Consider the following 19520-nt stretch of genomic DNA (forward strand, 5'->3'; position numbering starts at 1 on the left):
CCTTTAGCCCTTTGGGGGCGGAAAGTTTCTTCCCGTGTTTCTCTCCTCTTTGTGGGAGTGGTTTTCCTTCCCTTGTTCTCTGTCTGCCCCCCCGGACCCTACAGCTCGTCGTCCACCTCGCCCAGCACCTCGTCGAGCTTGGCCATCTCCTCGCGGAGCTGGTCCGCGGTGATCACGAGCGGCGGCGCCACGATGATGTTGTTCTCGTGCGAGTAGGTCATGAAGCGGCGCTCGGCGAGGCGCGAGATGATGCCCGGCATGATGCCGCGCGGGTCCCGGCCCCAGCTCACGAGCGGCTCGCGGGTCTTCTTGTCCCTCACGAGCTCAACTGCCGAGAAGAGGCCGATGTGGCGTACGTCGCCCACGCAGGCGTGCTTCTCGAGCAGCTGGTCCTCGAGCTCGGCCAGGACCGCGCCGGTCTCCTTCACCCTGTCCAGGATGTGCTCGTCGTCGTAGAACTTGAGGCAGGCGATGCCCGCGGCGCAGGCGAGGGGATGGCCGGAGTAGGTGAGGCCGCACTGCAGCGTGTGATCGTCGAAGTACGCGGCAATGTCCTTGGAGACCACGCAGCCTCCCAGCGGCACGTAGCCCGAGGTGATGCCCTTGGCGAAGGTCACGATGTCGGGCTTCACGTCAAAGTTCTCGAAGCCGAACATCTTGCCCGTCCGGCACCAGCCGCACATGACCTCGTCGCAGATCATCATGATGCCGAACTCGTCGCACACCGCGCGCACGCCCGGCAGGTACCCGCGCGGCGGGATGATGACGCCGTTGGAGCCGGTGATGGTCTCCAGCACCACGGCGGCGACCTGGTCCGGGCCCTCGTAGACGATCTGCTCGCGCAGCTTCGACACGTAGTAGGCGCTGGCCTCCTCCTCGCTGTCGAATTTGATGGTCTCGTGGTAGAGGTAGGGGTCGAAGAACTTCACGAAGCCGGGGATCCCGGGCTCGAGCGGGTAGCGGCGCGGCTCCCCGGTGAGGTTTCCCGCTCCGAACGAGGACCCGTGGTAGCTGCGATAGCGCGAGAAGACCTTCTTGCGCCCGGTGTAGAGTCGCGCGATCTTGATGGCGTTCTCGTTGGCGTCGGCCCCGCCCAGGGTGAAGAAGACCTTGCCCATGTTGTCGGGCATGCGGTCGATGACCATCTTCGCCAGCACCGCGCGCGGCTCCGAGGCGCACGACGGCTGGATGAAGCAGTAGCTCTCGGCCTGCTCCTTGATGGCGTCGACGATGGGCTGGCAGCCGTGTCCGACGTTGAGGTTCACGAGCTGGCTGGACATGTCGGTGTAGCGGTTGCCGTCGGTGTCGTAGTAGTAGATGCCCTCGCCGCCCGCGACGGGCAGGGGGTTGAGGCCCGCCTGCTTGCTCCACGAGTGCAGGTTGTAGCGAAGGTCGAGGTCCTTGATCTGGGCGCTGTCCATGTCGGTCCTTTCTCGCTTTTGGCTGTTGCGGTTGGCGTCTCGCTCTGCGGGCGCTCGGGACGCCGCGCGGGCGTCAGGCGCCCGCGGGCCCGTCCGCGGCCCCCTGGGCATCGGGCGGGCCGAAGCGCAGGTTGACGTAGGAGCAGATGAGCCCGACCGCTCGCTCGCGGCCCGTGCGAGCGGTGTTCACGATGAGGTCCCAGTTGTCCGGGTCCTTCCACGCGTGGCCGCCGCTGTAGTAGCGGTAGTAGTCGGAGCGGTAGCGGTCGGTCTTGCTGACAAGCTCGCGGGCGCGGGCCTCGTCGCACTGGCAGCGGCGCATGATGGTGGCGACCGCCTCCTGCTCCGGCGCGGTGATGAATATCGAGACCACGTTGGAGCGGTTGGCCAGCACCACGTCGGCGCACTTTCCCACGATGACGCACGACTGCGAGGCGGCGAGGTCGGAGATGATGTGCGCCTGGATGGCGAAGAGGTTCTCGTCCGAGGTGAAGGCGCGCTCGTGGGGCAGCGCCTCCTGCAGATGGCCGGGCGTCTGCCTGAGGCGTCGCATGATGGCGCTGCCGCGCAGCCGCTCGTCGGCCTCGCGGAAGAGGCGCTCGTTCAGGCCGGAGCGCTCCGACGCCATGGTGAGGACCTGGTCCTCGAAGACGGGGATGCCCAGGCGCTCGCCCACGTGGGTGGCGATGGTCTTGCCCCCCGATCCGAACCCGCGCGCGATGCAGATGACGTAGTTCATGGGGCCTCCTAGCTGTGGTGGGATGTCGTCGGTTGTCTAGACGCTCAGGTACTTGCGGCTGAGCTCGTCGGTCAGCTCGGCGATGCCGCCGCTTGCCACGACCTGCCCCTTCTGAATCATGGCGAAGGTGCTGCCGACGCGTCGCGCGAAGTCGAGGTTCTGCTCGACGACGATGATGGGCACCCCCTTCTCCTCGTGGTAGCGCTTCAGGATGCCGGCGATGTCCTGCACCACGTTGGGCTGGATGCCCTCGGTGGGCTCGTCGAGCAGAAGGACCTTCGGGTCGGCCATGAGGGCGCGCGCTATGGCGAGCTGCTGCTGCTGTCCGCCGGAGAGGACGCCTCCCCTGCGCGAGAGGTGCTGCTCGAGCGCGGGGAAGTACCCGAAGATTTCCTCGGCCTTCTCGTCGAGGGAGTTCCCGTGGGCTATGCCCCCCATCTCGAGGTTCTCCCTGACGGTGAGCTGGGGGAAGATCTCGCGTCCCTGGGGGACGTAGGCGATGCCGAGCAGGCTGCGTCTCCAGGCGGGCGTCTTGGTGATGTCGTCCCCCTTGAGCGAGAGCGACCCGGACCCGATGGGCAGCAGCCCGACGATGCCCTTCAGCAGGGTCGTCTTGCCCACACCGTTGCGGCCGAGGATCACCAGGACGTCGTCGTCGCCGATGGTGAGCGAGATGCCGTTCACGATGCGGCTGCGTCCATAGCTCACATCGACGTCCTTGAGCTCCAGCATGGCTACACCTCCTCGCTGTCGGCCTTGAGATAGACCCTCACGACCTCTTCGTTGTTGGTGATCTCGTCGTAGGAGCCCTCGGCCAGCACGCGGCCCTGGTTGAGCACCGTGATCCTCTGGGCGATCTGCTTGACGAAGTCGATGTCGTGGTCGATCACAATGACCGTCTTGCCCCACATGACGCGCTTGATGAGCTCGCCGGTCTTGTAGGTCTCGTCGGCGGTCATGCCGGCCGTCGGCTCGTCGAGCGTGATGATCTCGGGGTCCTGCGCCATCACCATGCCCAGCTCCAGCCACTGGCGCTGCCCGTGGGAGAGGTAGGTGGGGTCCATGCGGCGCATGTCCGCGAGCCCGACCTGCTCGAGGAGCTCGTCGATGCGCTCGGCGATCTGCGGGGTGCGGCGATAGGCGAACGTCTGACCCAGCCCGCTGTGCCCGGCAAGCGCGACCTCGATGTTCTCCTCGACCGTCATGTGGTCGAAGACGTTGGGGCCCTGGAACTTGCGCCCCACGCGATAGCGCTTGGCGATCTCATAGGGGCTCTTGCCGGTGATGTTCTCGCCGTCGATGTTGATGGCACCGTAGGTGGGCCTGGTCTTGCCGGTGATCATGTCGATGATCGTGGTCTTGCCCGCGCCGTTGGGGCCGATGATCACGTGCAGGTCGCCCTTGTCGATGGCGAGGTTCACCTCGTCGACGGCGCGGAACCCCTGGAACTCAACGGTGAGGTTCACCAGTTCGAGAAACGCCATCACCGGCCTCCTTCCGCGTCGACCCGGTCGGTGCCCGAGCCACCGTCCGTCTCCCCGCGCATGCGCTCCAGGCGCCGCGTGCGCTGGTGGTCCAGGAGCGTGCCGATGATGCCGCGGGGCAGGAACTGCACGATCAGGATGAGAAGGACGCCCAGGACGAGCTGCCACATGTCACCGAAGGAGGTGGAGAGCGTGTTCTGCAGGAGGTTCACCAGGAGCGCCCCCACCATGGCGCCCGTGAGGTTGCCGCGACCGCCCACGGCGAGCCAGATGAGGATGGTGGTCGAGAACACCACGCCGCCCGAGTCGATCGAGATGAACGATGACATGGGGATGTAGAGAGCGCCCGCGAAGCCGGCGATGGCACCGGAGATGGCGAAGATCGTCATCTTGAACGTGGCGGGGTTGTAGCCGAGGAACTGCAGGCGGTCCTCGTTGTCCCGGACGGAGTTCACGATCTTGCCGAAGCGGCTCGACATGAGCCAGCGGCAGAGAGCGTAGACGGCCACGAGCGCCACGAGCGCGACGTAATACCACTGGATGGTGTTGAGCCCCATGTCCGAGAGTCCCCGAGCGATGCCGTTGACGCCGGTGGAGCCGCCGGTGTAGGCCTGCTGGTTGCGGATGAGCAGCTCGAACAGCGACGCGAAGGCGAGCGTGATGATGTTGAAGAAGACGCCCTTGACCTTGCTGGTGAAGACGAAGTAGCCCATGAGCAGCGCGACGAGCGCCGGGAGCACGATCGCGATCACCCACGCCACGGGGATGGACAGCAGCGGCGTGTAGAAGACGGGGAGCTCGGTGAGTCCGCCGGAGGTCATGAAGGCCGGCAGCCCGTGCTGGATGGAGAGCGAGATGCCGACGACGTAGCCACCGAGGCCGAAGAACACGGCGAAGCCGAGGTCCATGAGACCCGACCCTCCCCAGAGGATGTCGAGCGCGAGCGCGAGGATCATGTAGGAGATGAAGCGGCCGAAGGTCTGCGTGTTGTAGAGCGACCCCACGAAGGGCACGACGGCGAGAATCACGAACAGGGCGAACGCGACCCAGCGGTCGAGCGAGACGGACCTGATTCTGGAGGCCATGGGACTACCTCCTCTCCCGGGACGCGAAGAGCCCCTGTGGACGGAAGCGGATGATGACGATGATCACCGCGAAGATGATGAGACGCGCCGTCGTGTCGCTCATGTAGCCGGCCATGAGCGTCTGGAGCTCGCCCATGACGGTCGAGCCGGCGAGCGTGCCCACGAGCGAGTTGAGCCCGCCGAGCACCACCACCAGGAAGCTGTCGACCAGATACGTCGTGCCCATGCTCGGCGTGATGGACTTGACGACCCCTATCAGGACGCCCGCCAGCCCCGCCAGCCCGCAGCTGTAGGCAAAGGTGAGGCAGTTGACGCGCTCGACGTTGATGCCGAGGCAGCGGCACATGTCGCTGTTCTGCGTGACGGCGCGCAGCTGCATGCCGAACGACGTCTTGAAGAACAGCAGCATCGTCACGCCCAGCGCGACGAGCGCCGCCGCCACCAGGAAGAGGTTGTAGGCGGGCATCATGACCGGGCCGATCTGCACGGAGCCGTCGATGGGCATGGCGAGGTGCTGGTCCTCGGGACCGAAGATCATCCTGACGATCTGCTGCAGGATGTAGGTGAGACCGAACGTGGCGAGCATCGTCTCGGCGACCTTGCCGTAGAGCCGCCGTATGATCAGGCGCTCGATGACGACGCCGAGCAGCGCCGTGAACACGAACGCGAGCACGCAGGCCACGGGGAAGGGCAGCCCGAGCGACCCCACCACCGTGCAGCCCACATAGGCGCCCACCATGATGAACTCGCCGTGCGCCATGTTCACGACGCCGAGCATGCCGAATATGATGACCATCCCCGCGGCGGCCAGAAACAGGATCGCCGAGTTAGAGATGCCGTTGACAAGCTGCGACAGAAACAGCTCCATCGCCTGACCTCCTTTCCTCTTGGGTGTGCGCGCCCAGCGGCGCCGACGGGGGCTATGCCTCGGGGTCGGGCTCGATCAGCCCGTCGGACTGCCTGACGATCTCGAAGGTGAGGTCGTCGGTCACGCGCCCGATGTAGGAGTACAGGTAGGCGTGATGGTTGGACTCGTGCATCTTGAGGTGCCCGGCGGGCGTGTCCCACTCGAGGCCCGCGGCCGCCGCGATGATGTCGTCCGTGTTGGTGCTGCCGGCCTTCTCGATAGCCCTGGCGAGCATGTAGGTGCCGTGGTAGGCGGCCTCGGCGGAGTTGGAGACGGTGGTGTCGGTGCCGAAGGCGTCGGCGTAGTTCTCGATGAAGGTCTGCGACTCGTCGGAGTCGATGCTGTTGAAGTACTCGAAGCTCGAGTAGGTCCCCACGGCGGGCTCGCCGATGCCCTTGACGGTGCCCTCGTGCGCGGAGATGGAGCAGATGGGCACCTCCTTCGGGTCCATGCCGTACTGGCTGTACTGCTTGTAGAACGGGACCGAGGCGTTGCCCGCGACGGCGGAGAACACGGCGTCGGGCGCCGCGGTCTTGATCTTGTTGATGACCGAGGAGTAGTCGGTGGCGTCAGTGGGCATGTACTCCTCCCCGAGCAGCTCGCCGCCCTCCTCCTCGAGGATCTTCTTGGCATAGGCGAGCGCCGTGTGCGGGAACTCGTAGTCGGATCCCACGAAGAAGATGCGGTTGCCCATGTTCTCGCAGATGTACGGGATGAAGTCCTTGATCTGCTGGTTGGGGCAGGTGTTGGTGTAGAGGCAGTTGGGGGACGGGGTGCCGCCCTCGTAGAAGGTGTTGTACACGAGCAGCGAGTTGTTCTGCTCGATGGTGGGCAGCACGGCCTCGCGCGTGGCCGACGAGTTGGTGCCCACGATGGCGCACACGCCGTTCTCCAGGATCATCTCCTGCGCCTTCTGCGAGGCGAGCGAGGGGTCCGAGCCGTAGTCGGTGACGACGGTCTCGATCTGCTTGCCGTTGATGCCGCCCGCCGCGTTGATCTCGTCGACGGCCATCTTGGCCGCGTTCTGCATGGGCGTCTCCGAGATGGAGAAGTCGCCGGTCGTGGAGTAGAGGATGCCAATCTTGATGGTGTCGCCGTCCGACGAGTCGTCGCCCGACGCCTGCGAGATGGCGCTGCCCTGGCACCCCGCGAGGCCGAGCGCGCCTCCCAGCGCAGCAGTGGCACCGCCGGCGATCTTGACAAAGTCGCGCCGGGTCATGTCGTTCATGGTTCCCCCTTCGTCGGTGTGAACGAATGACGGCTAGTCTACGAACGCCGCCGGCGAATTGTAAGTGAGCTGTCGCTCAAAAGAATTTGTGCTAGAGCATAAATACATGTCTGAGCGAATACTGATATCGCGACGTAAATGGCTCGAAACAAACGCCCCATAGCATGCCTGTTATGTGCTCGCGCACGGAGCTTTTCTTCTCATTGTGCACGGATCCAATCAGAGGGCCATGCTTCGGCAGAAGGGGGTCAGCCATGTACGCCTGTGACGAGGAACGGATGCGAGACCTGATCGAGACCTTCTCGAAGTTCGGGGACACGGGGCACGGTGGCGTCACCCGCTATGCGCTCTCGGCCGAGGACGCCCAGGCGAGGGCCGAGTTCATCCGTCGCATGGAGGCCATCGGCGCGGTCATTGAGGCCGACGACCTCGCCAACATGTACGCGACGCTGCCGGGCACCGATGCCTCCGCCAAGCGGATCGTCATGGGTTCGCACGCCGACTCGGTGCGCAACGGGGGAAACTACGACGGCATTCTCGGCGTCATGAGCGCCATGGAGGTCCTCACCACGGTGGCGCGCGAGGGCATCGCGCATCGTCACCCGCTCACGGCGATGATCTGGACGAACGAGGAGGGCTCGCTATACCCGCCCTCCATGATGTGCTCGGGAATCACCTGCTACGACTGGCTTCCCGAGGCGGTCAAGGGCGGCTTTCGCTATGACGATATGATGGCGTCGCGGGCCATCGACGGTCCGGCGCGCACCTTCGGGGAGGCGCTCGCGGAGTTTCCCTATCGTGGGGACGCCGAGCGGCGCATCTCGCCCGAGAAGGCCTGCTGCTACTTCGAGACGCACATCGAGCAGGGTCCCATTCTCGAGGAGGCCGGCTGCGAACTGGGCGTCGTTGACTGCGTAATCGGCATGTTCATGTATCGCATCCGCTTTTTGGGGGAGACCACGCACGCGGGCACCTTCCCCATGCCGCGACGCAGGGACGCGTTCTACGCCGCCTCCGAGGCGCTGCGCCACCTGCACGACCGTCTGGATGCGCTCGACGTCGACGACCTCGTCTACACGACCGGCGAGGTCACCTGCCACCCCAACGTGCACACCTGCGTGCCGGACGTCTTCGAGTTCACGCTCGACGTGCGTCACGAGGACCCGGCCGTCATCGAGCGCGCTCGCGACGTGGTGCTCTCCCTGACCGAGCGCACCTGGGCCGGATGCTCCTGTGAGGTCGAGCTCGCCTGGCAGCGCGACACCACGCCCTTCGACGCGCGGCTGCGGGGCTTCGTCGAGGACGCGTGCGAGCGGGCGGGCGTGAGCCACATGCCGATTCACTCCGGCGCGGGCCATGACGCGCAGTTCGCGGCCTACATGCTGCCGACCACGATGATCTTCGTTCAGTCGCGCGCGGGCCTCTCGCACTGCGAGCGCGAGCACTCGAGCGTGAGGCACTGTGCCGAGGGGGCCACGGTCATGCTCAACGCAGCGCTCTCCGCGGACGCCGCGCTCGCGTGACGCGACGCGGCCGGCCCAGGTCGGCGACCGCTAGCAGAGCGCTATCTCGCGTGCCTTGATGCCCAGGTAGAGCCTCACGCGCGTCTCGAAGTCCGACAGGTCCGCGTCGAGCAGCGACTCGATCTTGTTCAGCTTGTAGGTGACCGTGTTGCGGTGCACGAAGAGCTGGTCGGCCGTCTGCTGCACGCTGCCGTTGTGGGAGAGGTAGATGCTCAGCACCTCGAGCAGGCCCGAGTTGTGCGTCTCGTCGTAGCTCACTATCCGGTTGACGCTCTCGTCGGCGAACTCCTCGAGGATCGCGGGATCGTCCACGGCGACGAGCAGCTTGTCCACGCCCATCTCGTCGTAGAGGCACGGCGAGTCGGGCACGTCCCGCAGGCGCTGGAGCCGCGCGATGCGAACCGCCTGCCCGTAGCTCTTGCCGATGCAGCGAGCGTTCTTGGTGACCTTTCCGACTCCGGCGTATGCGCGGATGCGATGCCGACAGCGCGCCACGCAGGCGTCGATGACCTCCTCGGTCATCCGGCGGACGTCGTCGAGCTGGTAGTCGGCGAAGACCAGGATGACCAGCCCGTCGAAGGAGAACGGGGTCATGCGCCACTCGTGGAGCGTTCTCAGGTCGTCGGCTATGTTCTTGGTGCGGCGCAGCAGGGCGTCCGAGAGCGGCTCGGCGTCCTCGACGGGGGAGTCCACCGACGGGAGCACGATGCCCCTCAGGTCCTCGTCGGGACCGTCGTCCGCGGGGACGTCGAGGTCGAGTGCGCTCACGCAGTAGCTCCACTCGCGACGATAGCCCACGCGGTTGAGCTGCTCGAGATAGAGTGACTCCTGGTCGGGCTTGAGCAGCGCGTTCCTGAGCGCCGCCTCGAGCTCCAGGCTCTCCTGGTCGGCGAGCGCGACCGCCAGGGACGTCATGTGCATCACGCGGGCGAGGTGCACCTCCCAGGGTGCGCAGAACAGCGGCAGGGACACCTCGTTGCAGTATGCGACCAGGGTGTCGGGAATCCTCTTCACGTAGGGGCCGACGTTGATGAGCACTCCGCTCGCCCCCGCCGCCGCGGCGGCTCGCACGAGCTCCTCCAAGGCCGGCTCGCCGCCCCGCTGCACGCCGATGCCCGTCATGCAGACGAGCTCCTGGCCGTCGAGAAACTCCGTGACCTCGATGCTTTCGACCATGTGCACCCAGCGCACGGTGCGATTGAGGCCGTCGCGCCCCGCCACCAGGGTCACGCCGAGCCGCTCCATGCGGTCACTCAGCTCGCGCAGACGCACTGCCATGGCTATGCCTCCTCAACCAGCGTTCCGAGCGGAGGCGAGGGGAACGGGAACGACACGGCGTGGTTCGCGTGCGCGTCAGGATTCTGGGCGTCACATGACGGACGGAACACCTTGACTCCTCTCCCCACCTGTGACGATATTGTGTCACACCGATCCGGCGCCCGATCGGGCTTCTTCAAGTGGAAACGTCCGGGCGCCGAGGGGAGGACGGATGCGGGCCTTTGTTGCGCTGGAGCTGCCGGAGGCGTTCGCGGACGAGGTCTCGGCGCTCGCGCGCGCCCTCGAGCGGACGTGCGAGGGGCGCTTCGTGCCGGCCGAGAACCGCCACCTCACGCTCGCGTTTCTCGGCGAGGTGGGGGAGGCCGAGGCGCGCGTCGCGATGGACGCGCTCGAGACGGCGTGCGCGGGGGCGGGGCCGGTGGAGCTGGCCGCCGAGGGCCTCGGCACGTTCGGCTCCGGGCGGGCGACCACGCTCTGGCTGGGGGTTCGCGCGACCGATGAGCTGGGGCTTCTCGCCGCCCGGGCGCGCGCGGAGCTGGCCGCCCGCGGCCTCGCGTACGACGAGAAGCCCTTCCGCCCGCACGTGACGCTCGCCCGCCGCGCCCGGCTGCCGCGCGCCGCGCTAGGAGACCTCGCGTTCCCGCGACCGGACGAGGCTCGCCGCGTCACCCTGTTCCGCGGCATCCTGGGACCCGACGGCGCCCGCTACAAGTCGCTCCACACCGTCGAGCTGGGATGACGTGCGGCTTCCTGACGGTTTAGCGGCTCAGAGCGTCAGCTTCCTGCACCTCAAACTTTGGCATGCGGCTTCCTGACGGTTTGGCCACCAAAAGTGTCAGCTTTCCGCACGTCAGACGTTGCGGTGCGGCTTCCTGACGTTTCTTGGCGCAAGATCGTCAGGAAGCCGCATGTGGTCGGCGACGCGGCCCTAGCCGTTGATCGCGGCGAGGAACGCCTCGCCGTAGCGCTCGGCCTTCTTGGCCCCCACGCCGGACACGCCGAGAAGCTCCTCGGCGTCGCGCGGCCGCTTGGCGCACATGTCCACGAGCGTCGCGTTGCTGAAGATGAAGTAGGCCGGCACGCCCTGCTCGCGCGCGAGCTCGCCGCGCAGCTGCGCGAGGCGCTCGTAGAGTTCGCGACCGGCCTCGTCGAGCTCGGAGACGTCCGTGGCGCGCCGGGTCTTGTCCCGCATCGGCGACCCCGCCGGCACCGCGGCGGCCCGCGGCTTCCCGCGCGCCACCTTGACGACGAACGGCTCGTCCCACGGGGACTCGCGCCGCAGGAACGCGCCCGCCGCACCGCCCAGGCAGATCGTGGGGTAGTCGCCCGCCGTCCGCGCCAGTACGCCGCGAAAGACCAGCTCGTCGATGAGCGCCCGCACGCGCGCGGCGGGGACGTCGCGCATGATGCCGTAGGTGGAGAGCGTGTCGAAGCCGCGCTGCAGGACCCTCTCGCCGCGCGAGCCGCGCAGCACGTCCGTGACCAGGGCCGCCCCCGCGCTGCGCCCGCGCTGGGCGATGCGGGCCACGCAGCTCACGACCTTGAGCGCGTCGGTGGTGGCGTCGACCTCCTCGAAGTCCGCGAGGCAGTTCCCGCAGTTGCCGCAGTACGCGGGGGCCTCCTCGCCGAAGTAGCGCAGGATGTGGGCGCGCAGGCACTCGGTGGTGGTGGCGTAGAAGACCATCTGGCGCAGCCGCTCGGCGTCGCGCTCGGCGAGCTCGGCGCGCTGCTCGGGCGTGAGGTCCTCGCGCGGCTCGGAGCGGGAGAGCAGGAACTCGGCGGTGTGGACGTCGCCGGGGGAGTAGAGCAGCAGGCACTCGGCGCGCGTGCCGTCGCGCCCGGCGCGGCCCGCCTCCTGGTAGTAGTTCTCCAGGCTGAGCGGCAGGTTGTAGTGGACCACGTAGCTCACGTTGGACTTGTCGATGCCCATGCCAAAGGCGTTGGTGGCCACCATCACGCGGCGGCGGTCGCAGAGGAAGTCCTCCTGGTTGCGCTCGCGCTCGTCGGCCGGGAGGCCGGCGTGGTAGCGACAGGCGAGAAGCCCCTCGTCGCAGAGCAGCTCGCAGACCTCCTCGACGGCGCGGCGGCTCGAGCAGTAGACGATGCCGGAGCGCTCGGCCCGCGCGCGGCAGAAGGCGACGAGCTCCCGGTCCTTCTCGGCGCGGCCGCGCGGGCGCGCCACCGAGAAGCTCAGGTTGGGGCGGTCGAAGCTCGCCACGACCACGAGCGGGTCGCGCAGGCCGAGCGCCTCCCGGATGTCCTCGCGCACCGCGCGCGTGGCCGTGGCCGTGAGCGCCATGACCGGCGGGCGCGCCGGCAGCGCCGCCACGAAGTCAATGATCCGCTGGTAGCTGGGGCGGAAGTCGTTTCCCCACTGCGAGATGCAGTGCGCCTCGTCCACGGCAAGCAGTGCGACGCCGCGCGCGGACGCGGTCTCGAGAAACGACGGGTCGTCCAGGCGCTCGGGGGCCACGTAGAGCAGGGCGAGCTCGCCGGACGTCATCGCGCGGAGCACCTCGGCGCGCTCGGGCGCGGTGAGCGTCGAGTTGAGGTAGCTCGCCGCGACGCCGCTCTGGCGCAGCGCCCCCACCTGGTCCGCCATGAGCGAGATGAGCGGCGAGACCACCACCGTGAGGCCGCCCGCGCGTGCGGCCAGCACGAGCGCCGGCACCTGGTAGCAGATTGACTTGCCCGCGGAGGTGGGCATCACGGCCAGCACGTCGCGGCCCGCGAGCGCCGCGTCCGTGATCTCGGCCTGGTGCGGCCGGAACGAGTCGTAGCCGAAGGTCTGGCGCAGGACGTCAAGGGGTGTGGGCGAGGGTGCGGTCATGGGGCTCCCGGGACGCGGGCGGACGCTGGTTCTGGCCCCATTATGCGCCCGGGGAGCCCTCTGCTGGGACCTGCCCCTGACGGTGCGCACAAGTTGGGCGGTTTTTGAGGGGCGCCTCAAGTAGTACCGTCGGGCTCCCATTTTCCTACCTGCGCAAACACGGGAGACCTATCCGTCGCTACTCACGGGGCGCCCGAAAAACCGCCCAACTTGTGCAGGCAGGCGGGCCCCGAGGCCGCGCGCGGCCAAAACGGCGCTGTCGCGGCCGGAGCGCTAGAGCTCCTTGCGCATCCAGGTGTGCGGGCAGCCCTCGTCGAGGTCCACCTCTCCGTAGGCCTCGTAGCCGCAGCGCTCGTAGAACCCCTTGGACCGGACCTGCGCGTGCAGGATCACGTGCCCGCCGCCGCGCCGAGCCGCCTCGGCTTCCGCCTCGCGCAGCGTCAGGGCGCCCAGGCCGAGCCCGCGATGGCTCCTGGCAACGGCGAGCCTGCCGACCACCCATTCGCCGGGGGTCTCACCGGCAAAGAGCCTCAGGGTCGCCACGGGCTGCTCCCCGTCGAAGAGCACCAGGTGGCACGCGCGGTCGTCCGTGTCGTCAAACTCGTCAACAAAGCCCTGCTCGCTCATGAAGACGGCCGTTCGGATGGCCACGGCCTCCTCGGGCAGCGCGTCAAAGCCCTTGATGTGAAGGCGCGTCGCCGCGGTTGCGACCTCGGGCTGCCGACCTTTCTCATCTGCCCCCACGAGGCCTCCTTCTCCGCGCGCCGCCCGCTGCGGGGTGCGTTGCCCGACGGTCACAACGCTCGCCCCCTACAGCAGCGCGCCAGCCACGATGAGCGCCACGCAGCACGCCAGCACGGCGAGGTCGGCGCTGGCAAGCGGGTAGCGCTTGTAGCTGCTCGCGCGCGTGCGCAGGTAGAAGCCGCGCTGCTCGGCGGCGAGCGCCGTGGCGTCGGTGCGGCTCACCGAGCTGGCGAGCAGCGGCACGCACAGCGGCAGCATGAGCACGAGCTTGCGGAAGGGGTTCCTGGTGTCGTACTCCACGCCGCGCGCCGTCTGCGCCTCCACGATCGCGTTCATCTCCTGCGCGAAGAGCGGCACAAAGCGTAGCGCCGTGGTGAACGTGAACGCGTAGCGGTACGGCACGTGCAGCACCTCCACGCACGCGTTGGCGAGGTCCCCCAGCTTGGTCACCGAGAGCATCAGGATGAGCGGCATCGCCACGCCGAGCAGCCGCAGGCACGCCTTGGCCGCGCTCTCCACCCCGCCCGTGGTGAGCCAGCCCACCAGGTGCTCGCCGCTCTGGGCGAAGGCGGTCTGCAGCAGGAACATCACCACGGCCAGCGGGACGAGCACCTTGAGCAGAGACGCCAGTCGCCCGAGCGCGCCGGCGTAGAGGCCGAGCGCCAGCGTGAGCGCGATCAGCCCCACGAGCAGCGGGAACGTGTCGGCGAGGAAGGTCGCCACGATGATGGCGGCGGCCACCGCGAGCTTGGTCACGGGGTTGAGGCGGTGGAGCAGCGTGTCCCCGGGGACGTAGTCGATGACGCTAACCACGGCTGATTATCTCCTCCACGAGGTCGACGACGCCGGAGACCTGACTGATCCCGGCAAAGGCGGGCGACGCCGTGCGCGCGAGCTCCTGCGAGAGGCGCACGACCTGCGGCGCCTCCACGCTGGCGCGCGCCATGAGCTCGGCGTCCGCGAAGAGCTCGTCGGTGGGGCCCTGGGCGAGCACGTGCCCGTCCGCCATGACCACCACGCGCTCGGCGAAGTCCGAGACCACCTCCATGTCGTGGCTGACCATCACGACGGCGCAGCCGCCCTCGGCCAGCTCGCGCACCGTCTCCATGACGGTCATGCACTCGCGGTAGTCGAGTCCGCTCGTGGGCTCGTCGAGCAGCACCACCTCGGGCTCCGTCACCACGACGGAGGCCAGCGCCACCATTTGGCGCTGCCCGCGCGACAGCGAGAAGGGCGACTCGTCGGCGGGCAGGCCAAAGCGCTCAATCACGTGGCCCGCCCGCTCGCGGGCCTCGTCGGGCGTCGCGCCGGCGAGCTCGGGCCCAAAGGCGACCTCCTCGAGCACCGTGCCCTTGCAGAGCTGGCGGTCGGGGTTTTGGAACAGGGTCGCCACGTGGCGCGCGACCCGGCTCACGGGCACCTCGCGGGTGTCGAGCCCCGCCACGACCACCTGGCCCTCGGCCGGCTTGAGCAGGCCGTTGAGCAGCTTGGTCATCGTGGTCTTGCCGGCCCCGTTCTGCCCGACCACGCCCACCAGCTCGCCCGGCCACACGTCGAGGCTGACGTCGCTCACGCCGTCGCCGCTGCCGGGATACAAAAAGCCCACGTGCCTGAAGCTCACCACGGGCTCGCCCTCGTGCGGGCGGCGCACGGGCGCGTGGCGGGATGCCCTGCCCGTCGCGGTTCCGCGCGGCGCCTCGGCATCCGGCGCGCCGGCGCCGGCGGCGCCGAGAATCCCGCGCACGAGCTCGGTCGCCTCGCCCACCCTGAGGCACGGAGCGCCTCCCGCCGGCGCCAGGCCGTGCTCCGCGAGGCTGTTGGACACGCGGGCCACGCGCGGGCTGTCCACGCCCATGTGCCGCAGCTCGGCAGCATGCGAGAAGACCTCGCGCGGCGTGCCGTCGAGCGCGACGCGCCCCTCGGCCATCACGACCACGCGGCCGCAGAACTCGGCGAGAAGCGCCACCTTCTGCTCGATCACCACGACCGTGATGCCGTTCTCGCGGTTGAGTTTGCGCAGCGTGTCAAAGACGAGCTTCGACGAGGCCGGGTCGAGCGCGGCGGTGGGCTCGTCGAGCACGAGCGCCCGCGGCGCGAGCGCGAGGATGGCCGCGATGGCCACCTTCTGCTTCTGGCCTCCCGAGAGCGTGGCGATCTCGCGGTCGCGCAGCGCCTCGATGCCCACGGTGGCCAGCGCGTCCGCGAGGCGCCGCTCGATCTGGTCGTGGGGGACGCCGAAGTTCTCCAGGCCGAAGAGCAGTTCGTCCTCCACGACCGGGGCGACCATCTGCGCGTCGATGTCCTGGGCCACGCTGCCCACCACGCGCGCGATGTCGGTGAGCGAGACCTCGCAGGTGTCGCGCCCGTCCACGCGCGCCGCGCCGAAGAACGAGCCGCGGAAGTGGTGGGGGATGGCGCCGGACATGACGGCGGCGAGCGTGGACTTGCCGGCCCCGGACGGGCCGACCACGCCCACGAACTCGCCGGCGCGCACCTCCAGCGTGACGTGGTCGAGCGCGCGGCTCGTCTCGCCCCCGTAGGAGAAGGAGACGTCGTCGAGCTCGATGATCGCGGGTGCGGGTGTTGCCATGGGGGCCTCTCGTTGCGTCCGGGAAAGGGGCGCCGCTCGCTGCGGCGCCCCTCATGGTAGCGCGTGCTTCGTCGTCAGGACTAGTCGTTCAGCTTGAGCATCTTGCGCAGGAGCGGGTACAGGGCGCCCACCAGGATCGCGTTGAAGACGCCCGTGGCCAGCACCACGGGGAGCATGACGGCGGTGAGGTTCTGGGCGAACCCCATCAGGGCCATCTTGATGACCATGAAGATGACGCCGGAGACCACGGTGGTGACGAAGGTGCCGAGCGCGGGGACGGCCGCGCGGGCGCCGGTGCGCATGCCGCCCGCGACGATGAGCGCCATCAGCATGGCGGCGACGCCCTCGGCGGCGAAGTCGATGAACGGCGACTTGGTGGTGATCTGGATGACGGCGGCCGAGATGAGGCCCACGATGAGCGCCTGGCCCACGTTGGGGCGCACCACGAGGATCATCAGGCAGAACGCGGAGATGATGAACTCGGGCTGGATGACGCCGCCGGTCACGGCCGCGACGGCGTTGCCCACGGTGAAGTTGAGGATGAAGCCCACGGCGAGGAGCACGGCGAGAAGGACGAGGGCCTGGACGTCGAGCTTGCCGTGGTCGACGGCGGTGACGGTGCGGGCGTTCTGGGCGGTGGCAGCGTTCTGGGACATGATTTGAATCCTTTCGGAGTGGGGTTTGTTGGGGGATGCGGGCAGCGGCCCGCGCGGATGCCTACGAAAAAGGGCCCCCGGTCTTCCGGGAGCCCCTCAGGCGCAAGATGTAAGGGCGCGTGAGCTCACCATCGACCGAGCGACGAGAAGTTGCGCCACCACCACTTCAGGGACGTGCTCGCAGCGTTGGCAACGGTCGTGGTCATGGCTTCTCTCCTCTCGCTGGTCTGCCGCGGGGCGGCGTCGTCTGTTGGGGGACAAGATACGCGTCCGCGCCCGGGCGCGCAAGGGTGTTCTTCTCGTTGAAACAATCGGGGCCGGCGAGCGGCACGCGCGGCGCCGGCGGGAGCTAGTCGCGGTCCATGATGTTGAGCAGGCTCAGCAGGATGTTGGCGATGTCGATGAAGATGTCGGCCGCGTGCCAGATCGCGTTGGGGAGCGTGGGCGCGTCGATCGCGGCCTGGTAGAGGTCGTAGCCCACGAAGCCGCAGAACAGCGCCAGGATGACCCAGTCGAGCGCGCCCTGGCTGACGCCCAGCAGCGAGAGCACCAGTCCGGCCACGAGCACGCCGATGAGCCCGGCCGCGCACACGCGGTAGACCTTGGCGAAGAAGCTCGGGAATGCCAGGCCGAGCGCGCCAAAGACCACCACCACGCCGGCGGTGGCGAGCAGCGCTCCGCTCACGGTCACGTTGTCGTAGGAGGCCGTGGCTGCGCCGAGCGTGAAGCCAAACGAGAGCGTGAACAGCGCGAACCCCACGGCCGAGCGCGTCACGCTCTGGTGCTTCTTGCCCGAGCTCATGACGAAGATGCTCACGATCGTGACGACGAAGCTGCCAATGACGAGCGCGCCCGCCGAGCGGGCGAACGTCAGGTAGAACGAGGGCGTCGTGACCCAGCGCGCCGCGAGCCCCATCACGAGGAAGCTCACGAAGAGCAGGGCGGCCAGCGTCAGGTTGTAGGCGCGCGGGCTCATGAGGGTCGGCGCGCCCGTGCGGCCTCCCTCGACGATCGGTGCGTTCTGCTTGCGAATCTCCGGCATGGTCTCTCCTTCCCACGCTGCTGTTCTCGCCAGTCTACCCGATGCGCGCCCGCGCGAGGCGGGGCGCCCGGTCGGCGTCGGTCGCTCGCTCAGCCGCCGCGGACCATGCCGGCCACGCCGTGGGCGCCGGCGCGCGCGGCCGCGGCGGCGAGCTTGGACAGCGCGGGCATGAGCACGTCGCGCGTCTCCTGGTCGAGGTTGCGCGCCGCCTCGGTGATCAGGCCGATCGAGCCCGCGCCGCCGAAGATCACCTCGCCGGCGCTTCTCGCCCCGGACGCCTCGATCGCGCGGAAGAGCGCGTCCACCACGCGCGGCGTCTCCTGCTCCCCGAGCGAGGAGAGCCAGCCGTCCAGCAGCTCGTGCGCGAAGGTCGCCGAGGGGGCCACGCGCTCGGCGTAGACGAAGTCGTAGCCCTCGATCTCCCAGGTGAAGACGCTGTGTTGGGCCACGCCGCGCGCGGAGCTCCTGACCACGCGCGTGGGCGCGGGCGTGTCCATGAGCATGCCCACCACCGACTCCTCGGGCACGGTGCGGTGGATGCGCCCCTCGAGCGCCGAGAAGTCCAGCTCGTCGAGCAGGCTCGCCTTGAAGCCGGGGCCGTCATGGTCAAAGACGCGCTCGATGCGGTCACGGACCTCCGGCGGCGCGACGAGCGCGGCGTAGGTGGCGAGGTTGCCACCCTTGGAGTGGCCGCCCACGTAGAGGCGGCGCGGCAGGTGGCGGGCGACGTCGGCCAGGTACTCCGCCGCGAGGCGCTGCGCCGGCACGGGCGGGTCGACGGCCATGTCGAAGTTCTCGCGCCAACCCGTGACGCTGTCGTCCGTGCCGCGAAAGCCCACGTAGGCAAAGTCGTTCTCGCGGCCCCGCGGCGAGCGCCACACCAGCGTCGCGGCCGCGAACTGCACGTGCGCCCCCTCGTCGAAAACCGAGGCGCGGTCGCGCAGCTCCAGGTCGCGAAAGCGCGGGCTGGCAACGAGAAGTGCCAGTTCGCGGCGTATGTCGTCAGGAGCGAGCCCGCAGAACTGGTCGTCCATGCGATCGGCGCGCAGAAGGTCCGAGAAGCGCGCGGGGCGCGTGGCCCAGGCGCGCAGACGGTCGCGCCACGCGGCGTCCCCCAGGCGCGCCGGCGGGACGACGCCCTCGCCGCGCACCATGCAGAACTGCGAGAGCGCCGCGGAGTCGACGGGCCCGAGCGGGCGCTCGTCGAAGCCCTCGAGGCTCGTTACGAGGTAGTCGAACAGGTCCACGAATCCCCCCTCGCCTCGCCGCCGCCCTTCTCGCCGCGCGGGCCATTCCGGTCGCGACGTGAATAACGCGCAGAATCAGCTACCACTTTATATATGAGCAGGTAAAAATAACGCGCATGTCCGATTCTGCGCGTTATTCTCGCCGGCTGCCTAGGGGAGGGATACCCGCTTTGGGCGGGCGGGAGACACGCGGCGCCCCGTCCGTGGGGGACCCGTGGAGATGTTGACAAGGTAACAACTGCGTCGATACTGTGGGGGTGACAGGCAGCGAAGGGACCGGCATGCCAGAGACGCGCTTCGAGGACTTTGTGAGCATCATCGGTGCGCTGAGCAAGGAGATCCAGCGCATCAAGAACGCCGAGGCCCGGCGCCTGGGCTTCCGCGGCTCCGACGTTATGTGCCTGTACTACCTGCTCAAGCACCCCGAGGGCATCACGGCCTCGGAGCTGGCGCGCCTCGTTGACGTGAGCCGCGCCGCCATGTCGCGCACGCTCGCGCACCTCGAGGACGACGGGCTCGTTGAGGTGGGCGACGCGGACGGCGACGGCACCAAGTACCGCGCGCCGGTGTTCCTCACCGAGAAGGGCCGCGAGGTCACGCGCCCGCTCGAGGACATCATTCACCGAGTGCTCGACGAGGCCGGCGGCGAGCTCGCCGCGCGTCAGCGCCTGCAGATGTACGATTCGCTCAACCACATCCTGGAGAAGCTCAGGACCATCGGGCGCTAGCCCGGGGCCCGAGGGAAG

The 19520-nt window shown here is 68.5% G+C and carries 18 protein-coding genes; 3 read left to right on the plus strand and 15 right to left on the minus strand.

All coding sequences use genetic code 11. The annotated features are described in order from the left end of the window. Window positions 1-98 precede the first annotated feature (98 nt). From ACWTSU_RS01070 to ACWTSU_RS01100, 7 genes are read right to left on the minus strand one after another with little or no spacing between them, the layout of a single operon-like run. Window positions 99-1532, minus strand: a complete 1434-nt coding sequence (locus ACWTSU_RS01070; protein ID WP_455138056.1) for an aminotransferase class III-fold pyridoxal phosphate-dependent enzyme — start codon at window positions 1530-1532, stop codon at window positions 99-101. Next, window positions 1495-2160 carry a cytidylate kinase-like family protein gene (locus ACWTSU_RS01075; RefSeq protein ID WP_455138057.1) on the minus strand — a complete coding sequence of 222 codons (666 nt, stop codon included), beginning with the start codon at window positions 2158-2160 and terminating at the stop codon, window positions 1495-1497. The genes ACWTSU_RS01070 and ACWTSU_RS01075 overlap by 38 nt, the downstream gene beginning before the upstream one ends. A 36-nt stretch (window positions 2161-2196) precedes the next feature. After that, on the minus strand, window positions 2197-2892 hold the full coding sequence (gene urtE / locus ACWTSU_RS01080) for an urea ABC transporter ATP-binding subunit UrtE (protein WP_455138058.1): 696 nt from the start codon (window positions 2890-2892) through the stop codon (window positions 2197-2199). A 2-nt stretch (window positions 2893-2894) separates the two neighbouring features. Continuing rightward, window positions 2895-3644 (minus strand): ATP-binding cassette domain-containing protein, encoded by a 750-nt coding sequence (locus ACWTSU_RS01085; RefSeq protein WP_455138059.1) that lies wholly within the window; start codon window positions 3642-3644, stop codon window positions 2895-2897. Next, window positions 3644-4729 carry an ABC transporter permease subunit gene (locus ACWTSU_RS01090; RefSeq protein ID WP_455138060.1) on the minus strand — a complete coding sequence of 362 codons (1086 nt, stop codon included), beginning with the start codon at window positions 4727-4729 and terminating at the stop codon, window positions 3644-3646. Before ACWTSU_RS01090 ends, ACWTSU_RS01085 begins: the two co-directional genes overlap by 1 nt. Before the next feature lie 4 nt (window positions 4730-4733). Next, a complete protein-coding gene (gene urtB, locus ACWTSU_RS01095; RefSeq protein ID WP_455138061.1) occupies window positions 4734-5597 on the minus strand; it encodes an urea ABC transporter permease subunit UrtB in 864 nt (287 codons plus the stop codon). A 52-nt stretch (window positions 5598-5649) separates the two neighbouring features. Then, window positions 5650-6864: a transporter substrate-binding protein gene (locus ACWTSU_RS01100; protein ID WP_455138062.1), complete on the minus strand. Its 1215-nt coding sequence runs from the start codon at window positions 6862-6864 to the stop codon at window positions 5650-5652. Between the two features lie 254 nt (window positions 6865-7118). Between ACWTSU_RS01100 and ACWTSU_RS01105 the strand changes: the two genes are divergently transcribed. Beyond that, complete coding sequence (locus ACWTSU_RS01105) at window positions 7119-8387, plus strand: allantoate amidohydrolase (protein ID WP_455138063.1); 1269 nt, start codon at window positions 7119-7121, stop codon at window positions 8385-8387. Between the two features lie 30 nt (window positions 8388-8417). Here the strand turns inward: ACWTSU_RS01105 and ACWTSU_RS01110 are convergent, their stop codons facing one another. Beyond that, the gene (locus ACWTSU_RS01110) at window positions 8418-9665 is read right to left on the minus strand and encodes a PucR family transcriptional regulator (protein ID WP_455138064.1); all 1248 of its coding nucleotides are present in this window, start codon (window positions 9663-9665) and stop codon (window positions 8418-8420) included. Window positions 9666-9876: 211 nt separating this feature from the next. On the opposite strand from ACWTSU_RS01110, the gene thpR reads away from it, so the two are divergent. Next, window positions 9877-10404 (plus strand): RNA 2',3'-cyclic phosphodiesterase, encoded by a 528-nt coding sequence (gene thpR, locus ACWTSU_RS01115; RefSeq protein ID WP_455138065.1) that lies wholly within the window; start codon window positions 9877-9879, stop codon window positions 10402-10404. Window positions 10405-10593: 189 nt separating this feature from the next. Here thpR and recQ read toward each other — a convergent pair whose 3' ends face one another. The 7 genes from recQ to ACWTSU_RS01150 form a co-directional block, all read right to left on the minus strand. After that, a complete protein-coding gene (recQ, locus tag ACWTSU_RS01120) occupies window positions 10594-12495 on the minus strand; it encodes a DNA helicase RecQ (protein ID WP_455138066.1) in 1902 nt (633 codons plus the stop codon). A gap of 273 nt (window positions 12496-12768) precedes the next feature. Beyond that, complete coding sequence (locus ACWTSU_RS01125; RefSeq protein ID WP_455138067.1) at window positions 12769-13239, minus strand: GNAT family N-acetyltransferase; 471 nt, start codon at window positions 13237-13239, stop codon at window positions 12769-12771. A gap of 66 nt (window positions 13240-13305) precedes the next feature. Next, entirely contained in the window at window positions 13306-14052 is a 747-nt protein-coding gene (locus tag ACWTSU_RS01130) for an energy-coupling factor transporter transmembrane component T family protein (protein ID WP_455138068.1), read from the minus strand. Beyond that, window positions 14045-15829 (minus strand): ABC transporter ATP-binding protein, encoded by a 1785-nt coding sequence (locus ACWTSU_RS01135; protein ID WP_455138069.1) that lies wholly within the window; start codon window positions 15827-15829, stop codon window positions 14045-14047. Before ACWTSU_RS01135 ends, ACWTSU_RS01130 begins: the two co-directional genes overlap by 8 nt. An 80-nt stretch (window positions 15830-15909) precedes the next feature. Next, window positions 15910-16485, minus strand: coding sequence for a hypothetical protein (locus ACWTSU_RS01140; protein WP_455138070.1), 576 nt, complete (start codon window positions 16483-16485; stop codon window positions 15910-15912). A gap of 349 nt (window positions 16486-16834) precedes the next feature. Beyond that, on the minus strand, window positions 16835-17527 hold the full coding sequence (locus tag ACWTSU_RS01145; RefSeq protein WP_455138071.1) for a Bax inhibitor-1 family protein: 693 nt from the start codon (window positions 17525-17527) through the stop codon (window positions 16835-16837). Between the two features lie 89 nt (window positions 17528-17616). Then, on the minus strand, window positions 17617-18774 hold the full coding sequence (locus ACWTSU_RS01150; protein WP_455138072.1) for an Mbeg1-like protein: 1158 nt from the start codon (window positions 18772-18774) through the stop codon (window positions 17617-17619). A 281-nt stretch (window positions 18775-19055) separates the two neighbouring features. Between ACWTSU_RS01150 and ACWTSU_RS01155 the strand changes: the two genes are divergently transcribed. Further along, window positions 19056-19502 carry a MarR family winged helix-turn-helix transcriptional regulator gene (locus ACWTSU_RS01155; protein WP_455138073.1) on the plus strand — a complete coding sequence of 149 codons (447 nt, stop codon included), beginning with the start codon at window positions 19056-19058 and terminating at the stop codon, window positions 19500-19502. Window positions 19503-19520: the final 18 nt, after the last annotated feature.

It is taken from the genome of Thermophilibacter sp. (genome assembly GCF_966187215.1).

What these genes read in the sequence shown, in the direction of transcription:
- ACWTSU_RS01070 (WP_455138056.1), bottom strand. Translation starts at nt 1,532, where the DNA reads ATGCCCAGGGGGCCGCGGACGGGCCCGCGGGCGCCTGACGCCCGCGCG.
- ACWTSU_RS01075 (WP_455138057.1), bottom strand. Translation starts at nt 2,160, where the DNA reads ATGAACTACGTCATCTGCATCGCGCGCGGGTTCGGATCGGGGGGCAAG.
- urtE (WP_455138058.1), bottom strand. Translation starts at nt 2,892, where the DNA reads ATGCTGGAGCTCAAGGACGTCGATGTGAGCTATGGACGCAGCCGCATC.
- ACWTSU_RS01085 (WP_455138059.1), bottom strand. Translation starts at nt 3,644, where the DNA reads ATGGCGTTTCTCGAACTGGTGAACCTCACCGTTGAGTTCCAGGGGTTC.
- ACWTSU_RS01090 (WP_455138060.1), bottom strand. Translation starts at nt 4,729, where the DNA reads ATGGCCTCCAGAATCAGGTCCGTCTCGCTCGACCGCTGGGTCGCGTTC.
- urtB (WP_455138061.1), bottom strand. Translation starts at nt 5,597, where the DNA reads ATGGAGCTGTTTCTGTCGCAGCTTGTCAACGGCATCTCTAACTCGGCG.
- ACWTSU_RS01100 (WP_455138062.1), bottom strand. Translation starts at nt 6,864, where the DNA reads ATGAACGACATGACCCGGCGCGACTTTGTCAAGATCGCCGGCGGTGCC.
- ACWTSU_RS01105 (WP_455138063.1), top strand. Translation starts at nt 7,119, where the DNA reads ATGTACGCCTGTGACGAGGAACGGATGCGAGACCTGATCGAGACCTTC.
- ACWTSU_RS01110 (WP_455138064.1), bottom strand. Translation starts at nt 9,665, where the DNA reads ATGGCAGTGCGTCTGCGCGAGCTGAGTGACCGCATGGAGCGGCTCGGC.
- thpR (WP_455138065.1), top strand. Translation starts at nt 9,877, where the DNA reads ATGCGGGCCTTTGTTGCGCTGGAGCTGCCGGAGGCGTTCGCGGACGAG.
- recQ (WP_455138066.1), bottom strand. Translation starts at nt 12,495, where the DNA reads ATGACCGCACCCTCGCCCACACCCCTTGACGTCCTGCGCCAGACCTTC.
- ACWTSU_RS01135 (WP_455138069.1), bottom strand. Translation starts at nt 15,829, where the DNA reads ATGGCAACACCCGCACCCGCGATCATCGAGCTCGACGACGTCTCCTTC.
- ACWTSU_RS01140 (WP_455138070.1), bottom strand. Translation starts at nt 16,485, where the DNA reads ATGTCCCAGAACGCTGCCACCGCCCAGAACGCCCGCACCGTCACCGCC.
- ACWTSU_RS01145 (WP_455138071.1), bottom strand. Translation starts at nt 17,527, where the DNA reads ATGCCGGAGATTCGCAAGCAGAACGCACCGATCGTCGAGGGAGGCCGC.
- ACWTSU_RS01155 (WP_455138073.1), top strand. Translation starts at nt 19,056, where the DNA reads ATGCCAGAGACGCGCTTCGAGGACTTTGTGAGCATCATCGGTGCGCTG.